The following is a 13,667-nucleotide window of genomic DNA, read 5'->3' as shown; positions in this document are numbered from 1 at the left end:
GAACTGATTACAGACCGCGTCTTAAAAACCAATCCTTACTCTAAAGGGAATTCATGAGATTAAAATACTCAGTACTCTTACTCGCCATTGCCCTTACAGGCTGTGATAACAAAAAAGATGTGATCGGTTGTTCTTCGGAAATAACCCAGTCAGCGCTTATGGATTTATTAAAAAAATCTGCTTATGAAGGACTATCTGAACAGGTCGATAAATACCCTGATGTCACTAATCAGACCAAACGAAGCACACTGGACAAGATCAAACTAGCCGTCTCTGAAATCTCCACAACATCAAGTGACACGGGCAGCACAATGAAAACTTGTGAAGGGACCGTGACGATGACTCTACCTGCGAACGAGTACGTCCAGCTTTCAGATGCTTACAGAAAGAATTTTAATCGTAATCTCGACAAGCAAATGGAAAACCTGTTTTTGGAGAACAACGCAAACGCCTTTTCAAAACGTATCACCTACACCGTGCAGGCGACCGACGATCAGAAAAACGTTTTTGTAAAAACCTCTACTGATAATCCGATATCAGTGGGCGCCGCTTTACTGACATCGCTTTCCATTATCACCCCGATCGTTGAGCAGCAGAAAATCCAGCAGGCTAAGGATGCCCAACAGAGCCAAATTGAAGCGGAACAACAGGTGCAACTCAGGGCACAGGAACAGGCCAGGTATGAGGCGGAGAAGCAAAAAGAGAGACAGGCACAACTTCAGCCGCAAAAATCTGAAAGCCTTGATCAGTCCCGAATGGCATTTGCGAATGCTGACTCTGATTTGAGTACCGTCTGGAGCAAGTTAACCCCGGCGAAGAAAAAAGAGTTGCTGCCTTCTCAGCGCCAGTGGATCAAAACGAAGGACGCAATGTGCGGTAAAGTTTCAATGCAGGGAACAGATGCTGAAGTCAAGAAAATGGTCGACTGCCAGACGCAAATGACCCTTTCAAGAATCGCGTTCCTCAGAAACCAATAACTGAAGTCTCCTTCAAGCTGGCGCCTGGTGTTAACCTGGTGCCAGCTTAGTCATCAAGTGCATATGTAACTGTTTTATATGGGCGGTACTTTGACAGAGGTATTCGGTCTCGTGCTGGTCGTGGTCAAATACCTTTTTAAGCGCAAATAGAGTATAACCGCGCCAAACATTCAACCTGTCAAAATGCTGAATCAGCAAAGGATACAGCCGACTTTTTCCCCATTAGCATCAATTTATCCAGTGTCATACTTCGCAGATTGTCGCTGTGGATCACCAGATACCCTGCCCGCTCAGCGATCTCTTTGAAAGCGTCAAAAGTCATCAGATGTTCGCCTTTGGCAACATGGCGCATCCTGGTCACTTTTCCATTTTTGATAGTGGTGATAAAAGAAAAATCCGGAATAGTTGGCTGATTTTCATCGAGCAGCAGGCAGTGGATGTATTCAATCGCCTCTAACATTTGCGCCTGTGACAGTTGTTCTATGTGAGAGACGGCGAAGCGTTGATGAATCATGGTATAAGCATCGGGATACATCATGCCTTTCTTGCCGACCAGCATATTAACGGCATCACGTAAGGGGGTGCGGTCATCGGTGGTTGTACTCCGCCTCTCTGGACGCTGGCTAAAATAACAATCTTCCAGCTTTTCGAAAACTTCCCAGGCCTGTTCTGTTTCCAGCATTTTGGCATGGCGAGCTGCGCCGCGTTCTGTCCAGAGAATGAGGGATCGGGTATGTTTAGCAACTGACTGACTATCTGTCAGTCTGTTTTTGAAGTCGCGTAATTCATTACCTTCCAGCTTAAAAAAATGCTTTCCTACGACAAATCTGGCGATGTTGCGCTTGAAGTTTTGCTGGATACCATTTACTTCCGTGCCATACAAACTGGCAAGCAATTCAGTAGTGATGACGGGAAGTTGGTTATGATGTAGCGGAGAAAGGGATTCCGCAGATATTTGGACTGTCATCGCAGTGGCCTCACTTAGTGTTTTTTTCATCACCACCAGCGACGCCAATCATCTGGTGGTGAACTGTGCAGGGTTGGCGTAACCGGCTAAGTGAACCCGGCGCTTCCGCAGAAGCCCCCACACAGCCCACCATAATGCGAATGTGGCCGTGCCTAACACATAAAAAAACCGCTAACGCGGCTATGCGTCACTTAGATATCCGGGACGCCAATCCCGGCAACCGATTTTGCGGCTGCGCGGAAACTATAGCCCCGGGCTTTTTCTAAGTCAATTCAATCAACTTCAAACAGCCTGTGTCCGCATTCTCTACATTCAGTGGGTACTCAACACTATGTAGCTCCCCTCTTGCAATAAACCCTGCGAACAATTCGTCGTCATAGATATTATCCATAAACACCTCAAATAGATATTAGGAAACAATTCTTAATATCTATTATTTGATATATTTCGGATACAGAAACGTCACCAATTGTTTTCTTTTACTCTCGTAACGACTGGTATGTTATGTTATTCATAGAGTTCTGGATGGTTAAAACAGTTAGACGAGTTCTACACTTAAGGAACATAGATGACATTTCGATATTATTTGAGCAACATCCTGTACGGATGCGTATTTCTCGCCATGACAGTTTTCAGGTGGCATCAGGCCATAGCTGAAGGTGATTTATGGATATGGGAGTATTTGGTTATGCTTGCTGTTATTAGCTGTTTCTTGTTCCCATATGCAAAGAAAGCTGTAGAAAATATCGTTCTCAAATATACAACATACGAATCATGGATAACAGGGGCGTGGACAGACACCTGTTTAAAAAGCGGGGTAATGGGTTTATACCACGGTATGCTTTTTATTTTTTCAATTCCCATTGGCCTTCTGTTTATTATTTATATTCAATTGTCAAAAAAGGCCACATGACGTGGCCCTGGTTACTACTGATAACGGTTAAATCCCTAAGAACTTATTCAGTTCCTCAATGCGTTTTTCATTAACCATCGCACTTAGCAATGCCATTATAAGCGCAAACGTCAGAATACCCATCGGCGTTGCCAGAAGCGCACTAAATGCCCACGCAGCAACAATACCTGCATCAGCACCAAGAAGAATTGCCTCCAACTTAACAAGCATTGGGCGATAGTTTTTAGTACGAATAGCTTTCGGAAATTCAACGTAAAGAACATTGTAAGCATCTACAGCATAACTTGCGACACCAAATGCCTTACCAAATTTAGACAAATTCTTCGCCATTGCATCCCGGTTAACCGATTCCAAAGCCCTGGCAACTGCCTCAAGGTCTTTGGCACCATACTTTTTACTCAGTCGGTTATTAAATTTATCCACCGCCGCCAGTGCATCCCTGCTGTTACGAATCTTCTTGCCTTTTGCAGCCTCCGCCAGTTCCTTTGCGATGTTCGCGTTATGCTGTCCAAATTTACCTGCAAGGTCTTTATAGAAATCAGACGTAAATTTTACGGCGTCCAGAATCTCAGCACGTTCCGCAAGACCGTCCTGATACGCTTTTGTCAGTTCAGGCGAAACAACAAACAAATCTTTACCCCGAACGGTATATGTGTCGCCACGACCTTTGCGGCGTTCAACATATTGAGGCACGTTTACGCCTACCTTGCCGTCGTTAAGAACATAACCGTAGGGGATATTACCAGCCCGAACAGCCTTGACTGTTTCAATCCATTTCTTTGCCTCTGCCTCAGCCTTTGGATTGCTGGGCGCACTATTGTTAGCACTCCCGCCAGGCGCTGGCCCCACACCGCCACTAAAACCTGCCGCAACGTTGCTACGTTCCGAAGCAAATGGGGTATTCGCACCCTGAGAACTTACAACATGGTAATTACCTGCAATGTTAGCCTGATAAGTACCGCCACCATCCGGCCTGATGTTCGATACATCACTGGGTTTAATCTGACTACCGCCAAAACTATTCCATTGTGACGCGATCTCCTCGGCTGTCGGCGCACGAGTACCTACAGGATTCCCTTTGCCGTCGAGTTTTATGCCTCCACCGCCTATACTGCCAGAATCATCACCACCAGAATGCACACCGTTATTCCATTGACCTCCAAATCCAGTCCATGCCATATCAACTTTCCTTTTAATAATTATTTCCCAGAGATATTAGATAATCACCTCTTCAAATACTGTATAAATATACAGTATTTGGATGGTAACCTAGGGTTATAATCACGTCAATGAAAATTACCGATATTCCAAATCACCATCTCACTCTTCTTTGATACGAATGCCAGCGGCAACACACGCCCGTTTCAGCTCATCCACCATCACGGATAATGGCGCGTCTGTATCACTAGTAATGTGGTTCCACAAATTTTTAACTCATTTTTCATCTTGCTGGTCATTTCTGTCGATTTGCGAAGTGCCTGATAATTAATTTCACTCATACAGCCTCCCTGCCCTCAAACGGGCGAATATTGGTTGGTTCTCCACACGGAATGGCCCAACCCAGCCAGGTAAATATTTTCAGATCACACATCGCGTCATACCGTTCGCCCGGATTCACATCCACCATGCTGCAGGCAATTTCATATTGTTCACCATTATCAGTCAGTGCGATCTGGTCATTAATAAACCGGGGCACAAATGCCAGAAAAAGTTCTTTCATGAAATCCTCCGCTCAAAATAAACAAACTTATTCACCGCACCGATCGGCATTTCGAGTTTTTCCGCGATATCCTGGCGATTAATACCCGACTGATGTAATTCCCTTGCCAGCTCGATATCCTCCTGGCAGTATTTTGCTGACTGGTGATAATTACCCCGCAGATACATACAGATTTTCAGCTCGCGCGCTTTTGTGCGTACCGCTGCACCGGTTCTGCCAATAAGCTGCCCTATACGTTCAACTGTCATGCTGCCCGCACATTGTTTGATGATTACGACTTCCGCACGAACCCACCGTTTGTATTTCATTGCTCCATCACCCCTCTCCAGTAGTTCAGACGCTCTCTGAAAAATTCCCGGTACGTATCCGGCGTCATTCCGATTTGCTCAATCACGCTTCCCCTCGGAATACGTTTCTCAAAGAGCTGGCGGATCAGCGCCGCCGCTCGCATGTCGTAGTGCTCTTTAAGCTGGTATTCCTGGGGCCATTTGGCGCGGTTGTGTGGTAAGCCGGGCGGCAGGTAATCTGATTGCCCGGCCATATCACGCCCCTTTCTTTGCTATCGGAGTGATGGAACTCAGCAGCAGGCGACAGCGACCAGGCGCGCCAATGCGCTGCCCGGTTATCTTGTCGTAAGTTTCATGCGGTGAGGCACACCAGGTTGTCGCTGTTTCGTGGAGTTTCACTTGCCGCTCGCCATTTCTGCGAATCGCGATCCCGGTGTGCGTTTTCCCCTTACGTTTCACTGCTGGCGCTGTGGCCACGGATGCCTGACAGGCAGGTTGAGCAGGGGTTGAAAAATTGCCTGCTTTGGGTCTTGGCACAAAAACCGCGCGAGTGCGCGCACGTGGCCCGACGTTCATATTCCACAAAATGACGTCGAGATAGTTTTTACCGTCGTCTATGTGTCCTTTGTCCGACGGGTACTCTAATTTGCCTGGAGTGGTGGTCATTGGTCTTTCCTCGGTTATTTCACGCTGGTCAGGCGTGGTTAAAAGGGGTCCGTATTAAAGTTTTTGTTTGAATACCGTTTTTCACGTTTTCTCGGTTGTTCTGCCTCCTTCTGGATGCGTAATTTTTCGCGTGCTACGTGTTGATCAACTGGCAGGAAATGCCCATTCCTGAATTCCTGATAAATAATTTCACCTGCCCCGCCAGAACGGTTTTTACCGATAATCACCTCGGCGATACCCTTTGCAGGTGAATCAGGTGTGTAAACTTCATCGCGGTACAAAAACAAAATGCTGTCAGCGTCCTGCTCAACACTGCCGGAATCGCGCAGGTCCGACATCACCGGGCGACGCTGGCCAGCAGGTCGAGAATCCACCTGGCGGGAAAGCTGGCTAAGAGCAAAAACAGGGGTATGCAGACGCATGGCCATAGTCTTCATGTTGCGGGAGATATGCCCCACAGCGAGATCGTGGCGCTCGGCCTTCGGTTTTTTGATCAAGCCCATGTAATCAACACCAATCAACTTCAGGTGCGGATAACGGCGTTTATGAGTCTCTGCAATGGCGCGGATCTGCTCAATCGTCAAATCAGTGGCATCAACAATCCAGATATCGCGATCCTGCATGGTCTCCAGCGCAGCGGTTAATCGCGACCAGTCCTCATCGTCCATTTCTTTTGGATTACGCAGACGCGATGAGGACATATTCCCAGCCCCGGCAACGGTACGTTCAACAATCTGCTGAGCGCCCATTTCCATGCTGAAAAACAGTGCGCCACCGCCATCTGCGGTAACGCCATCGATAATCTTCAGGGTAAATTCCGTTTTCCCCATGCCTGGACGACCGGCAACCACAACAAGGTCGGTCATGTTGATACCGCCCAGGGCGACATCCAGATCCTCGACTCCGGTTTTCAGCATCATTTCCTGCGCGTCGCCAGACATCCGTTTATCAACGGTGTCAATGTAGAGCGGTAACAGCTCTTTGATGTGTACCGGCTGGACTGTGCCGGTAGCGGCGCTCATATCCAGCACCTGAGCAACATGAGATTCAATAACCTCATCACGCTGACTCTGGTTTACAGCGTTACGGATACCATCCGCGCCAGATTGCAACAATGCCGCCATTTTGCGGCTCCGCCACGCCTGCACCATTTTCCCGGCATAGCCTTTCAGATTCGCTACCGTCGCCGGGATTCGGGATATCTGAGACAGGTCCGCAAGGCTGGAACCGCCCAGCGATTCACTGAGAAACAGCATGTCTATGAAGCCGTTCGCCAGCGCCTGCTTTTTGATTTCGCTAAAAGCGCGGCGGTGAAACACAATGCTGAAAGCTTCCTCCGGAGTGGTGGCAATCACATCAAACGCGTCAGGCGTCGCGCCACCGTTAATCAGACCAGCGAGAACGATCGCTTCCAGTTCTTCCGGATTCATAATGCCCCCTCCCTGGTTTTACGCAGCGTTTCCGGTTTCATCAGGTAATCAAACCCTGCCCGCCAGCCGTCGCGATCCTCACCACCGAAATAAAATTTAGGTGCGGTATCACGGAATTTTTCGAAATACCCCAGGAACGCCCCGAGAGTTTGCGACCGCATGTGTGCCAGTAGTTTCATGATCGCCCGGCGGCGGTCTGTGTCGATTTCAGCCTCAGGCAGTAAATCAGCGAAAATCTCGTTGTAGCCGTTAACGACCTCAGAGGGGTCTACAGCAGCCTCAGCGACAGCCCAGGCCTCAGCGTCAGCCAGGTAGCCATCAAAGCGTCCTACACGGCAAATATTTGCGATTTTGGGCACACTACCGCTACGACGGTGCCACGTTGCCAACACCCAGCGGATCACCAGTTCGATTTCCGCGACGGTATAACCGGTTCGCGTTTTTGTCGGAGTCAGCAGCGTAACGAACGGTTTAACGTCGCGACAACGCGTGTTGGTTTGCTCGTTGTAACTGGCCAGTGCTTTTTGAGCATCAGCGAGAATGGTCTCGTCGCCGTCTCCCCCCTGGGGGTTAGGGGGATCTATAATCTCTGTAGTATTCTCTGTTGTATTCTCTGTAAGAATGTTTGTTGGTTTTCCACGTACAGGCCTGGTGGTTTTCCCCTCACCTGTATGTGGTTTTTCCGCATCCTTGTATGCGGACGTAAGTAGCTGGCACAACACATCATTATCGATTTTGTAGTACAGCCTGGCAGGCAAGCCCTGTTTACGTTCTAGCAAGACGCCGAGACCACGTAGTTTTTTGCGGACGCCCTCCTGCTCGTATCGTGAAAGCCCTGTTTCCTCTTCCCACTCATCCTGGGTTTTATATACCCAGCCGTCGTCAGTTGTTCTGTTTGTCCAGTACGTCAACTGCGACAGAAACAATGCGGCAGTCACGCCCGTTTCAAGACGGATAAAACTTCTCTGGAAGGCTATGGGTCTATCAAGTAACGGGAGGATGTTCATATGCCCAAAGCCTCTGAGAGAACGCGGCAGCCAGCCTCATAGGCAGCGCCAGAGAGATTTTGCTCACGCAGTTTCGCTTTTTCTTCTTCGTACTTTTCCCACACAGAACGTGCAGCTACGACGCGGCCATCGAATATGGGGCGGATCTCTGCAACATGTGCCGGGCGCCCATTCAGGTGCCAGCCGTTACGCCAGGTAATACGGTCAATATGTCTTAACATCGGTCTTTCCTCGGTATAAGTTAAACGCTGGTCAGGCGCTCTGCATGGTGGTCTTGCGCAGTGCTTATCACTGCCCCTCGCGTCGCTACCAGCGCCGCTATTGCTTCGTCAATTTCCTGGATAGTTAACTCTGGCGCGAAGTGGAGATGTACAGCGTTAATCGCTTCCACCCCTTCTTTTGCCGCCAGCGTTGCCAGCAAAACAGGCTCGCCCGGCGACTCCAGACGAGCCCGCCGTTCTGCGGGTAGCACGGCTTTCATCACACTGGCCAGCACCTGAGTTTTTCGGCGCGCCGCCGTTGTCTCGCCACGTAACCAGCGAAAGATTTTCTGCCGGTTGTTGTTGATGGCTCTCCAGTCCACGTTGCCGTCCGTGTCCTCAAATTCATGTAGTCTCAACTCATCATTGCGTCCCTGGCTGAACCAGGCTCGGCAGATTTCAATCGTGACGAGTTCCTGCCCTGCCCTTGCCGCCCAGGTCAAAATCTCTTTTTGTAATTCCTCTGGGTTTTCCATAGCGTCTCCTGTCGCTAAAAATTGATTACGCTTAATCAGATTTGGGGCTCACCAACAGTTAAGCTGCTTCCGTTTTAGGCAAGCTGTCATCTGGGTTTGGGTAAAGATCCGGTCTAAGATCATGAGGGGTCACGCGCCATTCAAGAGCTTCAGATGTGCGCAAAACCTCTTCACCGGGAACCCGTCCTTTGAACCAGAGGCTTACCGTTTGTGGTTTTTTCCCTAATCGCCGCCCTAACTCGGATTGACTCATTACGGAAAGAATTTTGTCTTGCAGTTGTTTATCCATATGGACTCCTTGTGTCCGCGTCATCATTACAAATAATAACTGTAATTACAAATTATATTTGCAATGCTCCCTACAATTAAACCTTGTATCCTTACGGTATGAACACAAAAACGAAAAACATGGCTTTTGCTAGCCGACTACAACGGATTCTAAAAGACTTAGGCTGGTCTCAATCTGAGCTAGCTCGCCATATTGGGGTTACGGCTCAATCAGTTCAGGCATGGTGTAATGGGGTAACTCCAAGAAAAGATAAATTAGACAAACTAGCAAAAGTGACCGGATACCCTGTTCATTTTTTCTTCATGAATGAAGGGGAATATTTGGATGAATCCACGCTACACCCGGGTAATTACAATCAAGAACTAACCCCGCAAGAACAGGCTCTACTGCAACTATTCAGAGGACTGCCTGAGAGCGAAAAAAATAAATTAATCAATGAGCTAAAAGAAAAAAGAGAGCACTTCGATCTACTGCTAAAAGAACTACTTGAAGCCAAAAACCAGACAAAATAGTTCAGTTCAAATTTCCAGGCCAGCCGCTGCTGGCATGCAACTTTCCCCCTAACACAAAAACACCTTTACACAGTGAATATTTTTTTGCCCCTCACTACAAATTATTTTTTAAAAACACATTGACAATTACAAATACAAATTGTAAAGTCACTTTCATCAACAACGCTTACCCAGCGGCAGTTGTTCAGAAACAAGTTCTGACAGCCGGAAAGACGGCACCAAATTTTGCGCGTCGGCGCCAACACGATGACAGAGGGAAAGACTTCACCGGCATATGGCACATGTGTCGAAGCGGTCTGGATGGAAGCGGAGCCTTAACGCGTTGTCTCCATAGCAGGTAGCCGGAATGTGCAAGCCACAGCCAGGTATGAGCGATTGATTCACCATCAAGGCGATACGGTGTGACCACCAGGGAAGAGTCCTGGCGACAACACGAGAGCGCACTTCATCGACTCAACTTTGAGCTTTGTCGTTAAATTTTGAAATGGCGGAGTGCGCTCCCGGTTGTGGTGAACAGGTGTTTGACGGGAACTCCCTGCCCGTTACCCGGTTCGATTCCGGGCGCTACACCGTAATTATTGGGACCCTCTGGTGAAAGCCAGAGCCTCTCGCAGAGAGGCGCAACGAGGAAAGACCGGGCATGACCAGCCCTGACAGCCGGAAAGACGGCACCCTTTAGATGGCAAAAGACCCGCACAAGGCGGGCCAGTTACCCCGAACGGCGACCAAACCATTCGGATATGGTGCAAGGGACCAACCTTACACCGAGGAAAGACCAACGACAGAGCCGCTGATCGGTTCTGAGTATACCCCACCAAGGAGTCGCTATGGAAGCGCGCACCATCCCAGTAACACTCTTTATTCATTATGCAACTTCAACTTTCAGCCACGAAAAGCTGCTTGTTGCGACTGTTGATATGTCAAAAAATTTTCCAGACAGGTACATCCTTCTGGAAAGCCGCGAAATTGAAATTACCGTCAACCAGCCTCAGCCAATCGACATCATCGGTTTACAGGTCGAGCAACTGAGTGAGCAAAAACAGAAAACAGCCGCCGACGCCCAACAGCGTATTGCTGCTATCGATGACAAAATCCAGCAGTTACTTTGCATCGAATACACGCCAGATACCGTTGAAATCCCCTACTAAAGACCACTGACCTGTAATGAGGAAAGACCAATGACCATTTTTAACGGCTTGTTAGAAGCGAAAAAAGGCGCGCTCAAAAACGGCGCGATCCCGGCGCTGGCCATCGCCATCGACGCCCCTAACAAAAAAGTTGCCGAGAACATCATCATCGGCAAATTGTGGGAAGCCTACCCTGACCACGGCGACAACTATTTCAAACCTAAAATCTGGGAAGATGCCCCGGGCCAACCGCGCCCAGGCGTCGGTGAGTTTGATGAGACGTTCGCCACAGAACACAGTTTTGATGGCGAAAAATGGGTAGTTAACACCCCCGCTGATTCAGATAGCGGTTCAGCAGATATCGCACAGGTTAGCGACCTGATGAAACTGCCTGCTCGTGAACGCTTCGCCGCCGTCCTGCTGTTCAGCCACGATGCCAACGAAGTCGACAGTGAATTGCTTGCGCAGACGCGTGAATACCTGGAGATGCTCGACAACAGTGATACTGACAGTCAGGATGAGGTTGACGCGTTTAACCGCATCGTTCTTGATGCCATGGTGGCGTGTAAGCCCATCGAGTACATGCATATTGCTGGATTGAATAATCTGGTACATGCAATTTTGGCAAGTTGCGATACCCAGGAACAAAACCCGACCAGTTGGACTATCTCCAAATTTATAAAAAAATGGGTAGAGAATCCCGGTAAACGCGATGAAATGCTGCCGGAGGTAATACCAGAAACAGCATCCGCACGTCCTTACAAACAGACGCACGCCACACTGGATCGTGAAATTGCCTGCGCCCTGTTACCTGTTGGCCCGGAAAAAATCACTCCCAGCGTCCTGAAAGCGGCAGACGAAATAATCAGCCAGGACCGGGAGGATTTTAAACGCTGGTCAATGGCCTTGCGCACAACGGATCAGATCCTTTCCTATGACCGGGCATCCGTATTCGGTGTCGTTCAGAGCGCCCCTGCAAAAGACACGTACCACTTCCCGCAATCCCTGCGCAGTCACATCGACAACTGGCTGCAAGCTAACGGGAAGCGTGATGCAAATGCTGTTGAAGAGAAACCAAAGGAAGCAGTACCGAAGGACGATGTAAAAGTCACCAACCACGGCGGCGGACGATTCTCAATTGATGGGATGATGTCAGAAACACCCTCAAATCATGGCGAAAAAAGCGAAGCTGCAAATGCTGGAGAACGTAGTTTGCAGCAGTTGCGTGAGCAGTTTGTCACGCCTCGCCATGTGTATGACGTACCTGAAAATAACGCCGTATCACAGAGGGAACCTGCAGCAATTACCCTGGCAGAAGAGACTCCTCCACAAGAAAAACTTAGCGAGCAGGTAAAGGATCTGGTGCAGAACGTTGACGCGCTGGTTGAGCGGATCCATACCGAAGAGCACAAGCGGCAGAATGCAATCTCAGCTATCGAAACGGAGTTAAAGGACTCCGGCGACACGGATAACCTGGCATTGTGGAAGAACGTATTCAAAACCGATGAGCGCTTCACCAAAGCTTTCTCTCAGAACGGCGGCGGCACATCCATCAACGGCACTTATATAGCGATGAAAGCGACTCGCGAATTTGGGCCGTTTGGTATTGGCTGGGGTGTAGAGGTGGTGGAAGAGCGTTTTGATAAAGGCGCACCGATAGTTCGCAAAAAACAGGTTGGTGAAAAAATAGAATGGGATCTGATTCAAGACGGTGTTGGCGGGTACCTATGTGAAATGCACCACACCATGAAAGTTAGAGTCTGGTACATGTTGAATGGGGTGCGCGGTGAATCCGAGGCTTACGGATGCACACCTTATATCTACGACACTAAATACGGACCTACAAGCGACGGCGAAGCGCCGAAGAAGTCCTGGACGGATGCTGTAAAGAAAGCGCTATCCCCTCTCGGTTTCAGCGCCGATATTTTCATGGGCCTGTACGACAATCCGGAATACCGCCAGAGGAATAAAGCTGAATTTGATATCAAGAATGCCAGCGAGAATGCGGAAGATGCTACCCGTCTTCGTAAGGAACTGGATGAGAAGCTTATCAACGTTGCCAATACGCTGGCCGCCGCGGTAACCACCAACGAAGTAAACAAGGTATTTGGCCTCATCGCCCGCGAAGTGGATGTACACAGGAAAGCAGCGGAAGCCAAAGGCGATAAAGAATATTCATCGTATCTGGGATCACGTCTGCGCCGTATCACCGACATTAAAACCGAACGCCTCACCGCCCTCACCGCCGCACAGGAACAAACAGCATGAGCACAGCTATCGCTATTGCAAAAGAATATGCCAGTCTGATTGACCTGTTAGAAACCTCCGACGAACTGACGCCAGAGATGATCGCCGACACGCTTGAAGGTATGGAAGGAGAACTGGGAGACAAACTGGACGCCATGATGGTCATCTGCCGCAATTTACAGGGCAATGCCAGTACCTGCGCTGAAGAAATGTCTCGCCTGGCCACCCGTAAGACGTCCTTTGAAGGCAAGGAAAAAGCAATTCGGAAGCATATGCTCGCCTGCCTGCAAGCTGCTGGCCTGGATAAACTGAAAACCGCAAAAAACACATTTACTGATGCACAGGGGGCTATCCGGGTAATTATTGATAACAAAGATAAGATCCCGGACGAGTATGAGGGTGTGTCACTTGTTGATGTAGAAACGGTTATTACACCAAACAAACGAGCCATTAAAGAAGTGATTGAATCTGCGGAGGCTGTTACAGCCGAAATACTGGCGCGTGGAGAAACACCGCCAGCAGAATTACTAAACCCGGTACCAGGCGCACATCTGGAACGCGGCGAACGGTCACTGAGGGTACGCTAATGCTTAAACTCACATTAAAGCGTGGTGACGCGGTTCACCTGGTACTTGCCGATGGTACCAATGGCATTATTGAAGCACGGAGTCGCTGCGAACTTGGGCTACACCTGCCAGAAAACATTAAGGTCACGCGGGAGAAATCGGCATTCACCCCACCAGAACTGATTACGCCTAATCAGAAATAAAAACTCACCACCGCTAGCAT

Annotated in this window: 18 protein-coding genes; 7 read left to right on the top strand and 11 right to left on the bottom strand. The window is 49.0% G+C overall.

Features of this window, described 5'->3' with window-relative positions; genetic code table 11:
* Positions 1-53 precede the first annotated feature (53 nt).
* Positions 54-977: a lysozyme inhibitor LprI family protein gene (locus BEA93_RS07925; protein ID WP_105267639.1), complete on the top strand. Its 924-nt coding sequence runs from the start codon at positions 54-56 to the stop codon at positions 975-977.
* Positions 978-1,155: 178 nt separating this feature from the next.
* Here BEA93_RS07925 and BEA93_RS07920 read toward each other — a convergent pair whose 3' ends face one another.
* A complete protein-coding gene (locus tag BEA93_RS07920) occupies positions 1,156-1,944 on the bottom strand; it encodes an ORF6N domain-containing protein (protein WP_105267650.1) in 789 nt (262 codons plus the stop codon).
* A 568-nt stretch (positions 1,945-2,512) separates the two neighbouring features.
* Here BEA93_RS07920 and BEA93_RS07915 point away from each other — a divergent pair.
* Positions 2,513-2,857, top strand: coding sequence for a colicin E1 family microcin immunity protein (locus BEA93_RS07915; RefSeq protein WP_105267638.1), 345 nt, complete (start codon positions 2,513-2,515; stop codon positions 2,855-2,857).
* Between the two features lie 27 nt (positions 2,858-2,884).
* On the opposite strand, the gene BEA93_RS07910 is transcribed toward BEA93_RS07915, so the two are convergent.
* The 10 genes from BEA93_RS07910 to BEA93_RS07865 all read right to left on the bottom strand — a co-directional run bounded on the left by BEA93_RS07910 (position 2,885) and on the right by BEA93_RS07865 (position 8,992).
* The gene (locus tag BEA93_RS07910) at positions 2,885-4,036 is read right to left on the bottom strand and encodes a colicin-like pore-forming protein (protein WP_105267637.1); all 1,152 of its coding nucleotides are present in this window, start codon (positions 4,034-4,036) and stop codon (positions 2,885-2,887) included.
* A 316-nt stretch (positions 4,037-4,352) separates the two neighbouring features.
* Positions 4,353-4,577 carry a hypothetical protein gene (locus BEA93_RS07905; protein WP_059270170.1) on the bottom strand — a complete coding sequence of 75 codons (225 nt, stop codon included), beginning with the start codon at positions 4,575-4,577 and terminating at the stop codon, positions 4,353-4,355.
* Positions 4,574-4,885, bottom strand: coding sequence for a DNA-binding protein (locus BEA93_RS07900; RefSeq protein WP_105267636.1), 312 nt, complete (start codon positions 4,883-4,885; stop codon positions 4,574-4,576). Before BEA93_RS07900 ends, BEA93_RS07905 begins: the two co-directional genes overlap by 4 nt.
* Positions 4,882-5,118: a hypothetical protein gene (locus tag BEA93_RS07895; RefSeq protein WP_000918616.1), complete on the bottom strand. Its 237-nt coding sequence runs from the start codon at positions 5,116-5,118 to the stop codon at positions 4,882-4,884. Before BEA93_RS07895 ends, BEA93_RS07900 begins: the two co-directional genes overlap by 4 nt.
* Before the next feature lies 1 nt (position 5,119).
* Complete coding sequence (locus BEA93_RS07890; RefSeq protein ID WP_105267635.1) at positions 5,120-5,530, bottom strand: hypothetical protein; 411 nt, start codon at positions 5,528-5,530, stop codon at positions 5,120-5,122.
* Between the two features lie 38 nt (positions 5,531-5,568).
* Positions 5,569-6,960: a replicative DNA helicase gene (locus tag BEA93_RS07885; RefSeq protein WP_105267634.1), complete on the bottom strand. Its 1,392-nt coding sequence runs from the start codon at positions 6,958-6,960 to the stop codon at positions 5,569-5,571.
* Positions 6,957-7,967: a replication protein RepO gene (locus BEA93_RS07880; RefSeq protein WP_105267633.1), complete on the bottom strand. Its 1,011-nt coding sequence runs from the start codon at positions 7,965-7,967 to the stop codon at positions 6,957-6,959. The genes BEA93_RS07885 and BEA93_RS07880 overlap by 4 nt, the downstream gene beginning before the upstream one ends.
* Positions 7,964-8,188, bottom strand: coding sequence for a hypothetical protein (locus BEA93_RS07875; protein WP_105267632.1), 225 nt, complete (start codon positions 8,186-8,188; stop codon positions 7,964-7,966). Before BEA93_RS07875 ends, BEA93_RS07880 begins: the two co-directional genes overlap by 4 nt.
* 20 nt (positions 8,189-8,208) lie before the next feature.
* Complete coding sequence (locus BEA93_RS07870; RefSeq protein WP_105267631.1) at positions 8,209-8,703, bottom strand: toxin YdaT family protein; 495 nt, start codon at positions 8,701-8,703, stop codon at positions 8,209-8,211.
* A gap of 58 nt (positions 8,704-8,761) precedes the next feature.
* Positions 8,762-8,992, bottom strand: coding sequence for a transcriptional regulator (locus BEA93_RS07865; RefSeq protein ID WP_000360804.1), 231 nt, complete (start codon positions 8,990-8,992; stop codon positions 8,762-8,764).
* A gap of 119 nt (positions 8,993-9,111) precedes the next feature.
* On the opposite strand from BEA93_RS07865, the gene BEA93_RS07860 reads away from it, so the two are divergent.
* From BEA93_RS07860 to BEA93_RS07840, 5 genes are all read left to right on the top strand, one after another.
* Positions 9,112-9,504: a helix-turn-helix domain-containing protein gene (locus BEA93_RS07860; RefSeq protein WP_000853106.1), complete on the top strand. Its 393-nt coding sequence runs from the start codon at positions 9,112-9,114 to the stop codon at positions 9,502-9,504.
* A gap of 827 nt (positions 9,505-10,331) precedes the next feature.
* On the top strand, positions 10,332-10,652 hold the full coding sequence (locus BEA93_RS07855) for a hypothetical protein (protein WP_105267630.1): 321 nt from the start codon (positions 10,332-10,334) through the stop codon (positions 10,650-10,652).
* A gap of 30 nt (positions 10,653-10,682) precedes the next feature.
* Complete coding sequence (locus BEA93_RS07850; protein ID WP_105267629.1) at positions 10,683-12,899, top strand: hypothetical protein; 2,217 nt, start codon at positions 10,683-10,685, stop codon at positions 12,897-12,899.
* Complete coding sequence (locus BEA93_RS07845) at positions 12,896-13,465, top strand: siphovirus Gp157 family protein (RefSeq protein ID WP_105267628.1); 570 nt, start codon at positions 12,896-12,898, stop codon at positions 13,463-13,465. Before BEA93_RS07850 ends, BEA93_RS07845 begins: the two co-directional genes overlap by 4 nt.
* Positions 13,465-13,647, top strand: coding sequence for a hypothetical protein (locus BEA93_RS07840; protein WP_096839898.1), 183 nt, complete (start codon positions 13,465-13,467; stop codon positions 13,645-13,647). Before BEA93_RS07845 ends, BEA93_RS07840 begins: the two co-directional genes overlap by 1 nt.
* Positions 13,648-13,667: the final 20 nt, after the last annotated feature.

It is taken from the genome of Escherichia sp. MOD1-EC5950 (assembly GCF_002965345.1).
GTDB classification, from domain to species: domain Bacteria; phylum Pseudomonadota; class Gammaproteobacteria; order Enterobacterales; family Enterobacteriaceae; genus Escherichia; species Escherichia marmotae.
Note: the sequence above shows the minus strand (reverse complement) of the source record. Positions and strands in the feature narration are given on the sequence as shown.